14 protein-coding genes and 1 rRNA gene are annotated in these 19389 nt (G+C 43.2%); 9 read left to right on the forward strand and 6 right to left on the reverse strand.

Features of this window, described 5'->3' with window-relative positions; translation table 11 throughout:
* Nucleotides 1-15: 15 nt before the first annotated feature.
* The 6 genes from mnmG to rpmH all read right to left on the reverse strand — a co-directional run bounded on the left by mnmG (nucleotide 16) and on the right by rpmH (nucleotide 5882).
* The gene (mnmG, locus tag BN1765_RS01335; RefSeq protein ID WP_050613521.1) at nucleotides 16-1902 is read right to left on the reverse strand and encodes a tRNA uridine-5-carboxymethylaminomethyl(34) synthesis enzyme MnmG; all 1887 of its coding nucleotides are present in this window, start codon (nucleotides 1900-1902) and stop codon (nucleotides 16-18) included.
* A 30-nt stretch (nucleotides 1903-1932) separates the two neighbouring features.
* Entirely contained in the window at nucleotides 1933-3318 is a 1386-nt protein-coding gene (gene mnmE / locus BN1765_RS01340) for a tRNA uridine-5-carboxymethylaminomethyl(34) synthesis GTPase MnmE (protein WP_050613522.1), read from the reverse strand.
* Between the two features lie 446 nt (nucleotides 3319-3764).
* Nucleotides 3765-4385, reverse strand: a complete 621-nt coding sequence (jag, locus tag BN1765_RS01345; protein ID WP_050613523.1) for an RNA-binding cell elongation regulator Jag/EloR — start codon at nucleotides 4383-4385, stop codon at nucleotides 3765-3767.
* Nucleotides 4382-5152 carry a YidC family membrane integrase SpoIIIJ gene (gene spoIIIJ, locus BN1765_RS01350; RefSeq protein ID WP_050613524.1) on the reverse strand — a complete coding sequence of 257 codons (771 nt, stop codon included), beginning with the start codon at nucleotides 5150-5152 and terminating at the stop codon, nucleotides 4382-4384. Before spoIIIJ ends, jag begins: the two co-directional genes overlap by 4 nt.
* Before the next feature lie 137 nt (nucleotides 5153-5289).
* Complete coding sequence (gene rnpA, locus BN1765_RS01355) at nucleotides 5290-5652, reverse strand: ribonuclease P protein component (RefSeq protein ID WP_050613525.1); 363 nt, start codon at nucleotides 5650-5652, stop codon at nucleotides 5290-5292.
* A 95-nt stretch (nucleotides 5653-5747) separates the two neighbouring features.
* Complete coding sequence (gene rpmH / locus BN1765_RS19410; protein WP_019243402.1) at nucleotides 5748-5882, reverse strand: 50S ribosomal protein L34; 135 nt, start codon at nucleotides 5880-5882, stop codon at nucleotides 5748-5750.
* 800 nt (nucleotides 5883-6682) lie between these two features.
* On the opposite strand from rpmH, the gene dnaA reads away from it, so the two are divergent.
* The 9 genes from dnaA to BN1765_RS01400 all read left to right on the forward strand — a co-directional run bounded on the left by dnaA (nucleotide 6683) and on the right by BN1765_RS01400 (nucleotide 19108).
* Nucleotides 6683-8029, forward strand: coding sequence for a chromosomal replication initiator protein DnaA (gene dnaA, locus BN1765_RS01360; protein ID WP_050613526.1), 1347 nt, complete (start codon nucleotides 6683-6685; stop codon nucleotides 8027-8029).
* 216 nt (nucleotides 8030-8245) lie between these two features.
* Nucleotides 8246-9379, forward strand: coding sequence for a DNA polymerase III subunit beta (gene dnaN / locus BN1765_RS01365; RefSeq protein WP_050613527.1), 1134 nt, complete (start codon nucleotides 8246-8248; stop codon nucleotides 9377-9379).
* A gap of 176 nt (nucleotides 9380-9555) precedes the next feature.
* Nucleotides 9556-9774 carry a S4 domain-containing protein YaaA gene (gene yaaA / locus BN1765_RS01370; RefSeq protein WP_050613528.1) on the forward strand — a complete coding sequence of 73 codons (219 nt, stop codon included), beginning with the start codon at nucleotides 9556-9558 and terminating at the stop codon, nucleotides 9772-9774.
* Nucleotides 9775-9787: 13 nt separating this feature from the next.
* Nucleotides 9788-10906: a DNA replication/repair protein RecF gene (recF, locus tag BN1765_RS01375; protein WP_050613529.1), complete on the forward strand. Its 1119-nt coding sequence runs from the start codon at nucleotides 9788-9790 to the stop codon at nucleotides 10904-10906.
* Nucleotides 10907-10916: 10 nt separating this feature from the next.
* Complete coding sequence (gene remB / locus BN1765_RS01380) at nucleotides 10917-11162, forward strand: extracellular matrix regulator RemB (protein ID WP_069202974.1); 246 nt, start codon at nucleotides 10917-10919, stop codon at nucleotides 11160-11162.
* 87 nt (nucleotides 11163-11249) lie between these two features.
* Nucleotides 11250-13169, forward strand: a complete 1920-nt coding sequence (gene gyrB / locus BN1765_RS01385; protein ID WP_050613530.1) for a DNA topoisomerase (ATP-hydrolyzing) subunit B — start codon at nucleotides 11250-11252, stop codon at nucleotides 13167-13169.
* Nucleotides 13170-13260: 91 nt separating this feature from the next.
* Complete coding sequence (gene gyrA, locus BN1765_RS01390; protein WP_050613531.1) at nucleotides 13261-15777, forward strand: DNA gyrase subunit A; 2517 nt, start codon at nucleotides 13261-13263, stop codon at nucleotides 15775-15777.
* Between the two features lie 163 nt (nucleotides 15778-15940).
* On the forward strand, nucleotides 15941-17029 hold the full coding sequence (locus BN1765_RS01395) for an HD-GYP domain-containing protein (protein ID WP_230199491.1): 1089 nt from the start codon (nucleotides 15941-15943) through the stop codon (nucleotides 17027-17029).
* A 529-nt stretch (nucleotides 17030-17558) separates the two neighbouring features.
* Nucleotides 17559-19108: ribosomal RNA gene (locus BN1765_RS01400) — 16S ribosomal RNA — on the forward strand.
* Nucleotides 19109-19389: the final 281 nt, after the last annotated feature.

The raw sequence follows: 19389 nt of genomic DNA on the forward strand, positions 1-19389 counted from the left end.
TTCAACCTCTGTCATTTAATTTGATACACGTGCGATTTTTCCTTGCTCCAGATAAACAAGCAGAATGGATACGTCTGCCGGATTGACGCCGGAGATTCTTGAAGCTTGGGCCACCGTAAGCGGGCGGACATTCTTCAATTTTTGTCTGGCTTCGGATGCCAAGCTGTTGATGGCATCGTAATCGATGTTATCCGGTATTTTTTTGTCTTCCATCTTTTTCAGCTTTTCAACTTGTTGCAAGGATTTTTCGATATATCCTTCGTATTTGATCTGAATTTCCACCTGTTCCTTGACGTCTTCGGAAAGCACCTTTTCACTTGGCGCAATTTGGTCAATAACAGCATAATTCATCTCTGGGCGTCTCATCAGGTCAGACGCGCGGATGCCGTCTTTCAGCTCGCTTCCTCCTGCTTTTAAGACAAGCTGCTGAAGCTCCTCTGTCGGTTTCAGAATAGTGGATTTCAATCTGGCTATTTCTTCTTCGATATCTTGTCTTTTGGCCTGGAAAGCCCGGTAACGGTCTTCCTTGATCAAACCGATTTCAAAACCGATATCCGTCAAGCGCAAATCGGCATTATCATGGCGCAAAAGCAAACGGTATTCCGCACGTGATGTCAGCAAACGATACGGTTCATTTGTACCTTTTGTAACTAGATCATCAATCAACACGCCTATATAGGCATCTGCACGCCCAAGGATAATTTCTTTTCTGCCAAGCGCTTTTTGGGCTGCATTGATACCGGCCATCAAGCCTTGTCCGGCTGCTTCCTCATAGCCGGAAGTGCCGTTTATTTGTCCCGCTGTATATAGGTTTTCAATTTTTTTCGTTTCTAATGTTGGCCATAATTGAGTCGGTACGATGGCATCGTATTCAATGGCATATCCAGCTCTCATCAGTTGTGCTTCTTCCAATCCCGGAATAGTGGCCAGCATTTGCTTTTGCACATCTTCCGGAAGACTGGTGGAAAGCCCTTGGACATATACTTCTTTTGTATTTCTTCCTTCCGGTTCAAGGAAAATCTGGTGGCGCGGCTTATCGTTAAAGCGTACCACTTTATCTTCAATCGACGGGCAGTAACGCGGTCCGGTTCCTTTAATCATCCCTGAATACATCGGTGACCGGTGCAGGTTGGCATCGATGATTTGGTGTGTTTGCGTACTTGTATACGTAAGCCAGCATGGCAATTGGTCAGTGATGTAAGAGGTCGTTTCATACGAAAAAGCTCTTGGTACATCGTCTCCTGGCTGGATTTCCGTCTTGCTGTAGTCGATGCTGTCACTATTCACACGCGGAGGCGTACCTGTTTTAAAGCGAACAAGGTCAAAACCTAGTTCTTCCAGGTGTTCGGAGAGTTTAATGGAAGGCTGCTGATTATTCGGGCCGCTTGAGTACTTTAATTCCCCAAGGATAATTTCCCCTCTTAGGAACGTACCTGTCGTGATGACGACACTTTTGGCCGTATACGTAGCTCCTGTCTGCGTCACCACACCCGTACATTTGCCGTCTTCAATAATCAATCGTTCAACCATGCCTTGAACCAATGAAAGATTTTCTTCCTTCTCGATCGTTAATTTCATTTCCTGTTGATACAGAAATTTATCTGCCTGCGCACGCAATGCACGTACTGCCGGCCCTTTTCCTGTATTCAGCATTCTCATTTGGATATGCGTCTTATCTATATTCTTGCCCATTTCTCCGCCTAAGGCGTCGATTTCCCTTACGACAATCCCTTTCGCCGGTCCTCCAACAGACGGGTTGCATGGCATAAATGCCACCATATCAAGATTAATGGTAAGCATAAGCGTTTTTGCCCCAATCCGGGCGGAAGCAAGTCCCGCTTCAACGCCTGCGTGTCCGGCTCCTACTACGATTACATCATAATGGCCTGCTTCGTATGGCATTCCTCTTCCTCCTTTGTTAATAAACCTTCTTTATTTTCCTAAACAGAATTGTGAAAATAGCTGATCAATCAAGCTATCTTGCATACTGTCGCCGATAATTTCACCAAGCAACTCCCACGAGCGCGTCAAATCAATCTGCACAAGATCAATCGGTACATCTCCGGCAATAGCTGAAATTGCATCTTTAATGCAACTTTGAGCCTGGGAGATCAAGGCGATATGACGTGTATTAGAAAGATACGTAAGATCTCCCGATTCCAACTCGCCTTCAAAGAATAAAGCAGAAATCGCTTCTTCCAGTTCATCGATTCCCTGGTCTTCCAATAGGGAAGTTGTGATGACCGGGGATTGCCCCGCCAATTCTTTCACTCTTTCCAGGTCGATCTTCTGGCTAAGATCTGTCTTATTAACAATAATGATAGCATCCATTCCTGCAATTGCTTCAAACAACTGCTCATCTTCCTTGGTTAATTCCTCTGAATAATTGAGGACAAGCAAAATTAAATCCGCTTCCTTCAAAACGGCGCGCGATTTTTCTACGCCGATCCGTTCCACGATATCTTCTGTTTCCCGGATGCCCGCTGTATCGACCAATCGTAAAGGTACGCCTCTTACATTGACGTATTCTTCGATCACATCTCTTGTCGTACCAGGGACATCTGTGACGATTGCTTTGTTTTCGTGGACAAGGCTATTCAATAAAGAGGATTTCCCGACGTTCGGGCGTCCGATAATCACCGTCGATAAACCATCCCTCAAAATTTTCCCTTGCTCTGCTGTCTGTAGCAATTTTTTTAACTGTTCATCGACGTAGGATGCTTTCTCAATAAGCATATGGTGCGTCATTTCTTCCACATCATCATATTCAGGATAGTCGATATTCACTTCGATATGGGCCAGCACTTCAAGGATTTCCTGGCGCAGCTTTTTAATCAGTGTGGAAAGCCGGCCTTCCATTTGGTTAAGTGCCACATTCATGGCACGGTCTGTCTTCGCTCTAATTAAATCCATGACTGCTTCAGCCTGCGATAGATCAATACGGCCATTCAGAAAGGCGCGTTTTGTAAACTCCCCGGGCTCAGCCAATCTTGCTCCCATAGAAAGAACGAGATTCAACACCTTTTTAACGGAAACAATCCCGCCATGGCAGTTAATTTCCACCACATCTTCCCTTGTGAACGTTTTTGGGCCCCTCATGACAGAAACCATTACTTCTTCAACCGTCTTTTCTGTACGGGGATCTTTTAAATGCCCATAGTGAATCGTATGCGAAGGGGCATCTGACAGTTTTTTTTGGCTGGGCCCGCTGTAAATCTTGTCGATGATCGGGAATGCATCGCTTCCGCTTAAGCGGACGATTGCGATCGCTCCTTCCCCCATGGGCGTGGATACCGCTGCAATTGTATCAAACTCCATATAGCACCTCTCCATTAGTTGTTATGTCCTTTTATCCCAATCCGATTGGTTCAACTTTTTGATTGGTGGAGAATGAATGGCAATCCCCAACGATCAAAGTTTCACTTTATCAAAAACCGGACTTTCTCCAGTTATTTTTAGCCTAAATATCTAGAATACCATAGTCTATTTTTCAACAAAAGCTAATTTGCTTCCGCCAAAAGTTGTCCACATGGCATTTCGGACCATTTTTCTCCGCTTATTGTAACTTATCCACATGTGAATAACAATCTTCCGATCCCTCTTTATCCATTGTCTTTTTCATTTTGCACCTAGGAGGCATTTCTTAAAACACCCTTCTCTAAAACAGCGGAAGATCCTACCGGCCGTTAATTGAACAATCGGTGCCTTAGCGCCAATTAGAAAGGGACAAAAAAACCTTTCCGCGCTGAACGGAAAGGTTTTTTTTATTTTTTAGTTGTGATCACTAAATGGCGGTAAGGTTCTGTACCACTAGAATACGTTTCAATCTGTTTGTATTTCATCAATGCAGTATGAATTACTTTTCGCTCATATGAAGGCATTGGTTCCAGGACTACTTCTTTCTTCGTCCGCAATACTTTTTGGGCTACCCGCTCAGCGAGATGGACCAGTGTTTCTTTTCTTCTGCTTCTATATTCTTCTGCATCAAGCATGATTGTCAAATGCTTCTTCGCATGGCGATTGGCTGCCAGCTGCGTTAAATATTGAAGAGAATTCAACGTTTGTCCCCTTTTGCCGATTAGAAGAGCCAGCTTATCTCCGGATAATGTGAAAGTGACATTTCTACCTTCGATCTTCTTGTCAATTTTCGCCTGCAACCCCATTTGGCTGGTTACTTCCTGCAAGAATTTTTCTGCTTCCTCTATCGGATCCGGTTTCATCGTTGCTTTTACCACGGCTTTGCGCGAACCGAATAATCCAAATAATCCTTTTTTTCCTTCATCGAGTACGTCGATCTCAATCCGGTCTCTAGTTGTGTTTAATTGAGCTAAGGCAATCTCTACTGCTTCTTCGACACTTTGGCCTTTAGCAGTTACTTCTCTCACTTTTTATTTCCTCCCGCAGGACTGGCCTTCTTGCGTAAGTCCGGCCCTTTTATAAAGAATGTCTGTACGATCATAAAGATGTTACCGACAACCCAATACAACGAAAGTGCGGATGGGAAGTTAATTGCAAACACAATGATCATGATTGGCATTAGCCATAGCATCATGGCCATTTGCGGATTGGCTTCCTGTCCGGCCATCATCATCTTCTGCTGTGCAAATGTTGCAACACCAGCAATAATTGGCAAGATGTAGTATGGATCTTTATCCCCAAGGTCGAACCATAAGAAGCTGTGGTTGGCGATTTCCTGGGTTCTCATAATTGCATGGTAAATACCGATCAAGATTGGCATCTGGATAATAAGAGGTAAACATCCTGCCAACGGGTTTACTCCATGCTTTTGGAAAAGTGCCATTGTTTCCTGCTGAAGTTTTTGTTGAGTGGCCGCATCCTTTGATGCATATTTTTCTTTCAATTTTTGCATTTCAGGCTGAATGGCTTGCATCGCCTTTGTGCTTCTCGTCTGTTTGATCATAAGCGGAAGCAAGATCAGCCGAATGAGAATCGTTACAACAACAATCCCAAGCCCAAAGTTATTGCCTAATGCATGGGAAATAGTCGTGATAACTACCGATAAAGGATAGACAACGAATTCATTCCAGAATCCTGTGCTTTCGCTCGTTATCGGCTGATTGACTTGTGAACAACCAGAAAGCAACATCATCAATGAAGCAATTGCAACGATAAGCAATATTCGCTTTTTCAAACGTGATTTCCTCCTTAATGCCTGGTACTAAAATTGTATTTAAATTAAAAAGCTCGTCTTCTTTGCAGGCTTGTACAATATGTAAACGGATGCACAACTGCTAGAGGCGCCAGTACAACTACATGCCTTTCTTAGTGCTACTTACTTTCCTTCTTGGACGGGCTTTTTAATGCTTTTCCTCTTTTTAGAACGTGTATCAGACTACTTTTGACCTCATTAAACGCCATATCTGCCGCAGGTTTTCTGGCGATCACCACATAATCCCGCTGTTCTCGCACCTGGCTGTTCAGCTCAAGGAATGCTTGGCGGATATAGCGTTTAATACGGACCCTTGTTACCGCATTGCCGATTTTTTTACTGACCGACAATCCGATCCGGAAATAGTCCTGGTCCTCTTTTTGAAGGATATACACGACAAATTGTCTGTTGGCGAATGATTCACCTTCATGAAAAACACGCTGAAATTCTTCATTTTTTTTGATTCTAAATTTCTTTTTCATTTATACACCTTCAAATTAAGCAATCTGCTCTGCAATTATTTTTTATCATAATTGCCTTTTTAACTGAAAAAAAACCACTGAGATTTTTCAGTGGCCTATGCAGATAATACTTTTCTTCCTTTACGACGACGAGCTGCTAACACTTTACGTCCGTTTTTAGTGCTCATGCGTGCACGAAAACCGTGAACTTTACTGTGTTTACGCTTATTTGGTTGATAAGTTCTTTTCATTATATGACACCTCCCTGAGGATAACAGTTAAAGACAGTCTTACTAATTATATAGACGAGACCTTGAAATTGTCAACTCTATTAAGAAAAAGATATTGGAATGGAGATCCGCCACCCATCTTTGTCCGCTGAAATCTATTTTTGGGGACCCTTCGAACCGGCGCGAAACTCCCCTTCAAGCAGCAGCAAAAATAATTCAGCTGATGATCGGCGAGCGTTTTAGTCCTGCACTGGCCAACGTTTCGTTTATTCGATTTTATTCCTTGTATAAAAAAAAGAAAGAACAGGGAAGATAGAAGAAGAATTGTCCCCTGATTTATCACTTGTGGATATTTTTTTCGACATTTTTCGTTATCCACAACATTATTAGACAGGTTTTTAACATATCCTTTCTTTGGTGATAAATAGTTTCCCACAAAGGTGCGTTATGTGGATAAGTATGAATAATCGTTGCAACGCCTTTAATTATTTGTTATCATATTTGTGTTTTCACTCTGAATAACTTTTCGGCATAATACCTTTTATCCACAAACTGTGCATAACTTGTGGATAGTTATTTACAGTTGTTTATAACTACTTGTCCACAGGTAGCTTTTTTTGTCGAAAACTAGATTATTTCTTATTATGTAGTTTATCCACATCTTTATGTAAGATAAGCATAGATTTTACGCTTACTGTTAAAGCATATTACTACCTTTTCAGATTATGTGTTTTTTCACATTTCTATACCTAAAAAGATTGGTTAGCGCATTTATCTTTTTTTACTAGCAACATTGATTAACTGAAAAAGGAGGGACAAATTTGGAAAATATTGATGTCCTGTGGGACCAGGTATTACTGCAGATGGAGAAGAAAGTAAGCAAACCGAGCTATGAAACATGGTTAAAATCAACGAAGGCCACAGCAATCCAAGGCGATACATTAACCATCACTGCTCCAAACGAATTTGCAAGGGATTGGTTGGAGGGTCGCTATACCCAACTTATTTCAAGTGTTCTCTATGATGTGATCGGCGAAGAATTATTCGTGAAATTCGTTATACCCCAAAATCAAAATGACACGCAGTCTGATTTGAACGGACAGCAAAAAGTAAAACAGCAGAAACAAGAGGATTCAGCTGATTTTCCTCAGCATATGCTGAATAAAAAAAATACGTTCGACACTTTTGTCATTGGGTCCGGCAACCGATTCGCCCATGCTGCTTCATTGGCCGTAGCGGAAGCACCGGCGAAAGCCTATAACCCATTGTTCATCTATGGGGGAGTTGGATTGGGGAAGACTCACTTAATGCACGCCATCGGACATTATGTATTGGAACATAATCCATCCGCAAAGGTTGTCTATTTATCTTCAGAGAAATTTACGAATGAATTCATCAATAGCATCCGTGATAATAAAGCGGAGGATTTCCGCAATAAATACCGGAGCGTGGATGTTCTTCTGATCGATGACATCCAATTTTTAGCGGGAAAAGAGTCCACTCAGGAAGAATTTTTCCATACATTCAATACGCTCCATGAAGAAAGTAAACAGATTGTCATATCCAGTGACCGGCCGCCAAAGGAAATTCCAACACTAGAAGACCGGCTGCGCTCACGTTTCGAATGGGGCCTTATCACGGATATTACTCCTCCTGATCTGGAAACAAGAATTGCGATTCTGCGAAAAAAGGCAAAAGCAGAAGGGTTGGATATACCAAACGAAGTAATGCTGTATATCGCCAATCAAATCGACTCCAACATCCGTGAACTTGAAGGAGCTTTGATTCGGGTTGTCGCCTATTCGTCGTTGATCAATAAAGATATCAATGCTGATCTAGCAGCTGAAGCATTAAAGGATATCATTCCGAGCTCGAAACCAAAGGTTATTACAATCTATGAAATCCAAAAGGCCGTAGGCGAGCAATTCAATATTAAGCTTGAAGACTTCAAGGCAAAAAAACGTACGAAATCCGTCGCTTTCCCTCGCCAGGTTGCCATGTATTTGTCACGTGAACTAACGGATTCCTCCCTGCCAAAAATAGGGGATGAATTTGGAGGACGGGATCATACTACTGTTATCCATGCTCACGAAAAAATCTCAAAGCTTTTGCAAACCGATCCCCAACTTCAAATGCAAATTAAAGAGATCAATAATCAGTTAAAGTAAAGATAGATACATCGGCTAAATAGGCAAATCTATCGGCAAACTGAATAATGTTGATAACCTCATTATGTTTATGCACAGTCTGTCCACATGTGGATAGACTGTTTTTCCTTAGCAAAATGGCAGTTATCCACATACTCACAGCCCCTATTACTACTGTTACTACTTTTTTTAAAAAAAATAATATAAACATACGTTCATAAAATCAGGAGGTTCACTATGAAATTCATCATACAAAGAGACAAACTTGTCGAAAGTGTGCAAGATGTAATGAAAGCAGTTGCTTCTAGAACAACCATCCCTATTCTGACTGGTATTAAAATCACAGCTACAAATAATGGAGTAAGTCTGACGGGAAGCGACTCTGATATCTCGATCCAATCATTCATCCCTTTAGAAGAAGAAGGGAATGAATTGGTTGAGATCAAGCAGCAGGGCAGCATTGTCCTTCAAGCAAAGTTCTTTAACGAGATTGTCAAAAAACTTCCTCTAGAAAATGTGGAGATCTCTGTAGAGAACGGATTCCAAACGATTATTCGTTCAGGAAAAGCAGAGTTCAATCTAAATGGTTTAGATCCAGATGAATATCCTCATCTTCCACAAATCGAAGAAGAGAATACCATTTGTATTCCTACCGATCTCTTAAAGACCTTAATTCGCCAAACTGTTTATGCAGTGTCCACGTCAGAAACACGCCCTATCTTGACAGGTGTCAACTGGAAGATAGAAAACGAAAATATCACCTGTACTGCAACAGATAGCCACAGGCTCTCTTTACGGAAAGCAAAGGTAGAATCGAAGGCTGCTGAAAACTATAACGTAGTCATTCCTGGTAAAAGCTTGACTGAGTTGAGCAAAATTCTGGATGATTCTCATAACTTGGTGCATATCGTCATTACTAATAACCAAATTTTATTTAAAACGAAGCATTTGTTATTCTTCTCCCGACTACTTGAAGGCAATTACCCTGACACATCCCGCCTGATCCCAACGGAAAGCAAAACGGATGTGACGCTGAACACAAAAGATTTCCTTCAATCAATCGTGCGTGCTTCGTTATTGGGTGAAGGAAAAAATAATATCGTTAAACTTTCAACCTTAGGCCAATCAGGAGTCGAAATCTCTTCCAACATTCCTGAAATTGGGAAAGTGGTAGAAGAAGTGCAAGTGGAAAATATTGAAGGGGAAGACCTTAAAATCTCTTTCAATGCCAAGTTTATGATGGATGCCCTAAGAGCACTTGAAGGAACGGATATCAAAGTTAGCTTTACAGGGGCCATGAGACCTTTTGTCATCCAAGCACAACATGATGATTCCATGCTTCAACTGATTTTGCCGGTAAGAACGTATTGATTTTATCTTGAATAGTGAAAGCTGTTAGTTTCGACTGGCAGCTTTTTTACTTTGCCAAGGCAAAATACACCCGGAAAAAGGGCATGATAAACTAATAAAGAGTTTTCTTTGTGTATTATCATTTACTTTAGTAAAATTAAGTATCAGAAATCTTGATAGAAAGAGTGTATATACGTATGAAATCAATTGCTATCTCAACTGAATATATAACGCTGGGCCAATTTTTGAAGATCGCAGATGTCATAGATAGCGGCGGCATGGCTAAATGGTTCTTGAGTGAACATGACGTTTTTATCAATGGTGAACTAGATGTGCGCAGAGGGCGCAAGTTAAGAAATGGAGATGTCATTGAAATCCCGCAATTCGGCAAATTCCTTATAAGCGGAGAAGAATAAAAGGAACGATCGTATGCATATTGAATCGCTTAAAGTGAAGAACTACAGAAACTATGAAGATCTTGAAATAGGTTTCGAAAATAAAGTGAATGTCATCCTGGGTGAAAATGCACAGGGCAAAACCAATATCATGGAAGCGATCTACGTTCTTGCCATGGCTAAATCCCATAGAACGTCCAATGATAAAGATCTTATTCGCTGGGACGAAGAATATGCTAAAATAGAAGGTAGGATAAAAAAACGGAACAGTACAATCCCGCTTGAACTCATCATTTCAAAAAAAGGAAAAAAAGCAAAGTGCAACCATATTGAGCAGCAACGGCTCAGCCAATATATTGGAAATATGAATGTCGTCATGTTCGCGCCGGAGGATCTGAACCTTGTCAAAGGCAGCCCACAGGTCAGACGGCGTTTTATAGATATGGAAATTGGACAAGTATCGCCTTTGTATTTATATGAGTACTCGCAATTCCAAAAAATCCTGCAGCAGCGCAATCATTACCTAAAATTGCTTCAAAGCAAAAAACAGACGGATATGGCAATGCTCGATGTATTGACCGAGCAGTTCATTGAGTATGGGGTGAAAGTCGTCGAGAAACGTTTTCAATTCCTTGCGCTTCTCCAAAAATGGGCCGAACCCATCCATAAGGGCATTTCCCGTAACCTCGAAACACTTCAAATACAATATAAAGCATCCGTAGATGTATCAGATTCAATGGATTTGTCGAAAATGACTGAAGAATACCAAATGAAATTTGATAAAATAAAACAAAGAGAGATTGACCGCGGCGTTACGCTGTTTGGTCCGCATCGCGATGATCTTGTCTTCATCGTGAACGGCCGTGATGTTCAGACCTTTGGTTCCCAGGGGCAGCAGCGCACGACCGCCCTATCGTTGAAACTGGCCGAAATAGAATTGATTTATTCTGAAATCGGGGAATATCCGATCCTGCTGCTTGATGATGTTCTTTCCGAATTAGACGACTATAGACAATCCCATTTATTAAACACAATTCAAGGGAAAGTCCAGACGTTCGTTACAACGACCAGCGTGGAAGGGATTGACCACGCGACCTTAAGGGAAGCGGCGGCGTTTGAAGTGGTACAGGGGCAAATGAAGCAAGTGAAATAGGGGTGGAATCATGTATATTAGCATTGGCGGGGACCAGGTGGTCAAAGCAAAGGATTTGTTGGCCGTCCTTGACTGCCAAACAGTCAAGAATTCCTCAAGTGTTCAGGAGTTTCTTGGGAAATGGCCTGTCAAACCCATTCAGATTGGGACAGACACATGCAAATCGATTGTCGTAACTGCCAATCATATTTATTTTTCCCCTTTATCCTCTTCCACGCTTATTAAACGTTCGAAACGAGGGCCCCTCTATGATTAAGGAAAAATGATTGCTAGATTGATTCACATAAATAGTAAGCGACAGAAATGGATTTTAAATAAAAAGTGCAGGTGATACGGATTGACTATGGATCAAAAAACAGAACAACAAACGTATGATGCCAATCAGATACAGGTTTTGGAAGGTCTTGAAGCGGTTCGGAAACGTCCGGGAATGTATATCGGTTCGACAAGCGGAAAAGGCCTTCACCATCTTGTATGGGAGATTGTCGATAATAGTATTGATGAAGCGCTGGCAGGTTTCTGCGATCATATCGAAGTGATCATTGAAGAAGACAATAGTATTACAGTAAAAGATAATGGCCGCGGTATTCCGGTGGATATCCAGGAGAAAATGGGACGTCCGGCTGTAGAGGTCATCATGACTGTCCTCCATGCAGGAGGTAAATTTGGCGGTGGAGGATATAAGGTATCCGGAGGCCTTCACGGTGTAGGTGCATCAGTCGTTAATGCTCTATCCTCCTACTTGGAAGTCAGTGTCCACCGTGATGGAAAAATCTACTACCAAAAATATGAAAGAGGCGTTCCGGTTGCCGATCTGAAAGTCATTGGGGAAACTGACCACACAGGAACAGTCATCCACTTCAGTCCAGATCCGGAAATCTTCACGGAAACACTGGAATACGACTATGATACGCTAGCGACCCGTATCAGGGAACTCGCTTTTCTGAATAAGAATATCAAAATTTCCATCAAGGACAACAGGGAGCCTAAGCGGGAAAATAGCTATCATTATGAAGGCGGAATCGTGTCTTATGTGGAGCATTTAAACCGCAGCAAGGAAGTCATCCATGAAGAGCCAATCGCTATTTCGGGCGAACGGGATGGCATCACCATTGAGGTGGCCCTGCAATACAACGAAGGTTTCACAAGCAGCATCTACTCATTTGCGAACAATATCCCTACACACGAGGGTGGGACGCATGAAGCTGGATTTAAATCAGCGTTGACTCGTGTGATTAATGATTATGCCCGCAAGCAGGGATTAATCAAAGAAAACGATGCGAACCTTTCAGGGGAAGATGTAAGGGAAGGGTTGACCGGGATTATATCCGTCAAGCATCCTGATCCCCAATTCGAAGGGCAAACGAAGACAAAGTTGGGCAACACAGAAGCAAGAACGATTACGGATTCCATTCTTTCCGACAAACTGGAAAAGTTTATGTATGAGAACCCGACAATAGGCCGGAAGATCGTAGAAAAAGGATTGATGGCTTCCCGTGCAAGAATGGCAGCCAAAAAAGCAAGGGAACTGACCAGAAGAAAATCTGCTCTGGAAGTATCCAGTTTGCCAGGGAAATTGGCGGATTGCTCCTCTAAGGACCCGTCCATTTCAGAATTGTACATCGTTGAGGGAGACTCTGCGGGCGGTTCAGCGAAGCAGGGACGCGACCGCCATTTCCAAGCCATCCTTCCGTTGCGCGGAAAAATTCTGAATGTGGAAAAAGCGCGTTTGGATCGAATTTTGTCAAACGAAGAAATCCGGACGATGATTACGGCGCTTGGAACAGGGATCGGCGATGAATTCGATATCTCTAAAGCCCGTTACCATAAAGTCGTCATCATGACAGATGCCGACGTCGATGGGGCTCACATCCGCACACTATTGCTTACATTCTTCTATCGCTATATGAGAAATCTGATCGAAAGCGGCTATGTATATATCGCCCAGCCGCCTCTTTACAAGATTTCACAAGGTAAGAAAGTGGAATATGCCTATAATGATAGACAGCTTGAAGAAATTCTAAACACGCTTCCTCAACAGCCGAAGCCAAATTTACAGCGTTACAAAGGTCTTGGGGAAATGAATCCGGAACAATTATGGGAGACGACAATGGACCCCGATATGCGTTCCATGCTGCAGGTGCATTTGAGCGATGCAATTGATGCAGATGAAACGTTTGAAATGCTGATGGGCGATAAAGTTGAACCAAGAAGAAACTTCATTGAAGAAAATGCCGTTTATGTAAAAAACCTAGATATTTAAGGGAACAGGATAGATTAGGTCTATCCTGTCTTTTACATCATACGAATCGAGAAAATAGATAAGTGAATGCTTTCAAAAGGAGGTTTGCTCCATGTCAGAATCAAGAGTAACAGAAGTTAATATAAGTAATGAAATGCGTACGTCATTCCTTGACTACGCGATGAGCGTTATTGTATCAAGGGCGCTTCCTGATGTGAGGGACGGTCTGAAGCCGGTGCACAGACGGATTCTATATGCGATGAATGATTTGGGAATCACTGCCGATAAGCCTTTCAAGAAGTCGGCCCGTATCACCGGTGAAGTTATCGGTAAATACCATCCGCATGGCGATACTGCTGTGTATTTCACTATGGTCCGTATGGCGCAACCTTTTAACTACCGCTATATGCTGGTGGATGGCCACGGGAACTTCGGATCTGTCGATGGCGACCAGGCAGCTGCCATGCGTTATACAGAAGCCCGTATGTCAAAAATTTCTATGGAATTGATCCGTGATATCAATAAGGACACAATCGATTTCCAAGACAATTACGACGGTGCCGAAAAAGAGCCGGTTGTTCTTCCGGCCAGATTCCCAAACTTACTTGTGAATGGTTCAGCGGGGATTGCTGTAGGGATGGCGACGAATATACCTCCGCACCAACTTGGTGAAGTAATCGATGGAGTATTAGCTATCACACACAATCCTGATATTACAATCGATGAGTTGATGGAATACATTCCAGGGCCAGACTTTCCGACAGCCGGACTGATCCTTGGCCGTTCCGGAATCCGTAAAGCCTATCAAACGGGCAGAGGTTCCATTACCTTGCGCGCCCGTGTTGAAATTGAGGAAAAGGCAAATGGCAAGCAAACGATTATCGTTCATGAAATTCCATATCAGGTCAATAAGGCCAAATTGATTGAAAAGATTGCAGAATTGGCGCGCGATAAGAAGATCGATGGCATCACCGACTTAAGGGATGAATCCGACCGCAGAGGAATGCGTATTGTTATGGAGCTTCGCAGAGACGCCAATGCAAATGTCCTTCTCAATAATCTTTACAAGCATACTGCCCTGCAGACCAATTTTGGCATTAACCTGCTTGCTTTGGTTGATGGCCAGCCGAAAGTGCTGAACTTAAAGCAGTGCTTAACACATTATTTGGACCATCAAAGGGTCGTTATCCGCAGACGTACCGAATTCGAACTGCGGAAAGCGGAGGCAAGAGCGCATATCCTGGAAGGGCTGCGCATTGCCCTTGACCATCTTGACGCTGTTATTGCGTTGATCCGTGGATCAGAAACGACGGATATCGCAAGAGAAGGATTAATGAGCAATTTCTCTCTTTCCGAGAAACAAGCCCAAGCTATCCTCGATATGCGTCTGCAACGCTTGACAGGACTAGAAAGAGAAAAAATCGAAAACGAATATCAGGCGCTGGTTGAATTGATCAACGAATTGAAGGCGATCCTAGCTGATGAAGAGAAGGTTCTTCAAATTATCCGCGAAGAACTGACAGAAATTAAAGAGCGCTTCAACGATGAAAGACGGACAGAGATTGTTCTCAAAGGATTGGAGAGCATTGAGGATGAAGATTTAATCCCTGTTGAGAACATCGTTGTGACATTGACACAAAAAGGCTACATCAAGCGCCTGCCGATTTCGACATACAAGAGTCAAAAACGCGGAGGCAGAGGCGTTCAGGGCATGGGTACGCATGAAGATGATTTCGTAGAGCATCTGTTGACGACCAGCACGCATGATACGATCTTATTCTTTACGAATAAAGGGAAAGTATACCGCGCCAAAGGATACGAAATCCCAGAGTATGGACGTACAGCCAAGGGGCTTCCTATCATCAACCTCTTGGAAGTCGAAAAAGGCGAATGGGTGAATGCTATTATCCCAGTCAGTGAGTTTAATGAGGATAATTTCTTATTCTTCACGACCAAGCACGGCATCAGCAAACGTTCTCCTCTTGCATCTTTTGCCAATATCCGCAACAATGGTTTGATTGCACTTGGCCTAAAGGAAGAGGATGAGTTGATTTCCGTTAGATTGACTGACGGCCATAAGCAAATTATCATCGGAACAAAAGACGGTATGATGATCCGTTTTCCAGAAGAGGATGTAAGAACAATGGGCAGAACGGCGACCGGTGTAAAAGGGATTACTCTCCGTGAAGGCGATGAAGTAATCGGAATGGAATTGGTGCATGAAGGCGATGAAATCCTGAATGTAACAAGAAACGGTTACGGAAAACGTACGAAAGAAGAAGAATACCGGATTCAAAGCCGAGGAGGCAAAGGAATCAAAACGTGCAATGTCACTGAAAAAACTGGCGATTTAGTGGCGATTAAAACGGTTACCGGCGATGAAGACCTTATGATCATATCAGCGGCAGGCGTTATTATCCGTACAGCTGTCAGCGACATTTCACAGACAGGACGGAACACGCAAGGCGTTAAGCTGATCCGCCTGGGTGATGAAGAAAATGAGTATGTGTCCACAGTGGCCATCGTCGACCAAGAAGACGAAGAAGAAGCTGGCAATGCCCCGACAGACGCACATGCGGAAGAGGAACAGGCAACAGCAGATTCAAATGAGGTTAGTGACAATGAATAAAAAAAGGCTCGGATCCGATTAATCGGACCCGGGCTTTTTTTATGGGTTTTTATGTTTTACTTGTAATTTACTTAATCTTTTTAAATTGTATAGTTTTCCCAAGTGGAATGTTTTATTATTATAGACATATACATAAAGTTTGTCCTGATTAGGGGTGGGGATTTTGAAAATCAAGCTAGGCGATCTTACAGAGGGATGCATCCTGGAGAGGGATATCCAGTTAAGGAAGGGGCATCCGATTGCCTATAAAAAGACAATTGTGACCAATGAGCTGATAGAGGTATTGAATGCCTTTTTAATCAAGGAATTATACGTTGAAAAATACAGGGAGGACGGCAAAGCTGTTAATCCAAAAGAAACAAGCGATGCTGACCATGGTGAGGCCGGCGGTGAAACATGTAAGGAAACCAGTTTCCTTCTTTCATATATGGATGCAGTAAAGTCCTTCAAAAAGCTTTTTAAAGGTTGGCAAGCTGGATCTATGGTCGATGTTCCGGCAATCAGAAACATATTTGTGCCCCTTCTTGAGAAAGCGTTGCCATCAGAGGAAGATCTCTTTTCTCTCCATCATTATACAAATAAAAATGATTATTTTTATCATCATGCTATATCAGTGGGGCTGATATCTGCATATATGGCTAAGAAACTGTACTATAATCAGGGCGATATTGTCCAAGTAGGCCTTGCTGGTTGTCTAAGCGATATAGGGATGGCAAAAATCCCGAATCGCATTTTGGCCAAGGAACGCCCGTTAACGCAGGAAGAATTTAAAGAAATTAAAAATCATCCGTTATTGGGTTATCAGATGCTTCAGAAAAGTACAGGGATCAAAAAGGAAATGAAGCTGGCCATTCTCCAGCATCATGAGCGGTTGGACGGATCCGGTTATCCAAATGCTGTCCAGGCTGATAAGATTCATCCTTTTTCAAGGATTGTAGCGGTTGCTGACGTTTTCCATGCTATGGCTTCAGATAAAGTCTATAGGCCTCGCCTGTCGTCCTATCGTGTACTTGAATTAATGATGCACGATGAGTTTGGCAAATTTGATATTGAAATGATCGACACACTTGTCCGGGGAGCTGTCAAATTGTCCATTGGCACATCAGTGGAATTATCCGATGGGCGAAGTGGAGAAATTATGTTCATGAGCACTCGTTATCCGATGAGGCCGATGGTTAAGATAAGTGATTCAGGGGAACTGATTGATTTAGATAAAGAAAGGGCTATATATATCGTTGAAAAGATAAAGTGAAACTTTTAACGATGGGAGTTTTCCTTCATTCTTCGCCGATCATTCTTTAAACTGCTTTTAGTCCTTACAATGGCTTGATGTGCAGCTTTTTCTTTGTCTTCATTCTTATGTTGAAAACGAGAGGTTTAGCATCAGGTAGAAAGAGATCAATTAATAGATCATAAAAAGCATGAAGCCAAGCCTATATTGCATGGCTTCATGCTTTTTATTTGGGCTGGGGAATGTGTTAAAAGGGATTTAGGAAAGGACAGTAAATTTATTTTTCTGTCTTTTATATAATAGCTTGCTTTTTATAAGGAGCATCTATATAATAATAAAAGTCGACAAGAGATAAACGTCTTCACAAACGAAGAAAAAAAGTTGTTGACAATGTTACACAGAAATGATAATATATAAAAGTCGCTTAGGAAACAAGCGACCGAAGATGTTCTTTGAAAACTAAACAAGACAACACGTCAACGTTAATTCTAACTAAACGTTTCAACAGAGTTGAAACACACAAGTTTTATTTTATGAGCAAGTCAAACACTTATTGGAGAGTTTGATCCTGGCTCAGGACGAACGCTGGCGGCGTGCCTAATACATGCAAGTCGAGCGGACAGAAGGGAGCTTGCTCCCGGAAGTCAGCGGCGGACGGGTGAGTAACACGTGGGCAACCTGCCTATAAGACTGGGATAACTCCGGGAAACCGGGGCTAATACCGGATAGGTTCTTCCTCCACATGGAGGAAGAAGGAAAGATGGTTTCGGCTATCACTTATAGATGGGCCCGCGGTGCATTAGCTAGTTGGTAAGGTAACGGCTTACCAAGGCAACGATGCATAGCCGACCTGAGAGGGTGATCGGCCACACTGGGACTGAGACACGGCCCAGACTCCTACGGGAGGCAGCAGTAGGGAATCTTCCGCAATGGACGAAAGTCTGACGGAGCAACGCCGCGTGAACGAAGAAGGCCTTCGGGTCGTAAAGTTCTGTTGTTAGGGAAGAACAAGTACCAGAGTAACTGCTGGTACCTTGACGGTACCTAACCAGAAAGCCACGGCTAACTACGTGCCAGCAGCCGCGGTAATACGTAGGTGGCAAGCGTTGTCCGGAATTATTGGGCGTAAAGCGCGCGCAGGTGGTCCTTTAAGTCTGATGTGAAAGCCCACGGCTCAACCGTGGAGGGTCATTGGAAACTGGGGGACTTGAGTGCAGAAGAGGAAAGTGGAATTCCAAGTGTAGCGGTGAAATGCGTAGATATTTGGAGGAACACCAGTGGCGAAGGCGACTTTCTGGTCTGTAACTGACACTGAGGCGCGAAAGCGTGGGGAGCAAACAGGATTAGATACCCTGGTAGTCCACGCCGTAAACGATGAGTGCTAAGTGTTAGAGGGTTTCCGCCCTTTAGTGCTGCAGCAAACGCATTAAGCACTCCGCCTGGGGAGTACGGTCGCAAGACTGAAACTCAAAGGAATTGACGGGGGCCCGCACAAGCGGTGGAGCATGTGGTTTAATTCGAAGCAACGCGAAGAACCTTACCAGGTCTTGACATCCTCTGACACTCCTAGAGATAGGACGTTCCCCTTCGGGGGACAGAGTGACAGGTGGTGCATGGTTGTCGTCAGCTCGTGTCGTGAGATGTTGGGTTAAGTCCCGCAACGAGCGCAACCCTTGATCTTAGTTGCCAGCATTCAGTTGGGCACTCTAAGGTGACTGCCGGTGACAAACCGGAGGAAGGTGGGGATGACGTCAAATCATCATGCCCCTTATGACCTGGGCTACACACGTGCTACAATGGATGGTACAAAGGGCAGCGAAACCGCGAGGTTTAGCCAATCCCATAAAGCCATTCTCAGTTCGGATTGCAGGCTGCAACTCGCCTGCATGAAGCCGGAATCGCTAGTAATCGCGGATCAGCATGCCGCGGTGAATACGTTCCCGGGCCTTGTACACACCGCCCGTCACACCACGAGAGTTTGTAACACCCGAAGTCGGTGGGGTAACCTTTTGGAGCCAGCCGCCTAAGGTGGGACAGATGATTGGGGTGAAGTCGTAACAAGGTAGCCGTATCGGAAGGTGCGGCTGGATCACCTCCTTTCTAAGGAAATTAGAAGAATGTTACGTGACTGTCTTGTTTAGTTTTGAGAGAGCATTCCTTTCTCAAACATAAAACTGAGTCGAATCAGCAACGAGTTATTCGAGGAAGCGATTGAACGAAGGAACGAGCTTATTTGCATAAGTGAGTGACTGAGTGATTGAAGCTGACGAAGAAGAACAAAGTTGATCATTCGACGGATTTGTTCCTTGAAAACTAGATAACAGTAAGAAGGCAAAGTAAATTTTTGCATCCAAACACACCAAGTAAAACCAATATTTCTT

This window comes from Bacillus testis (assembly GCF_001243895.1).
Taxonomy (GTDB): Bacteria; Bacillota; Bacilli; order Bacillales; family DSM-1321; genus Bacillus_AD; species Bacillus_AD testis.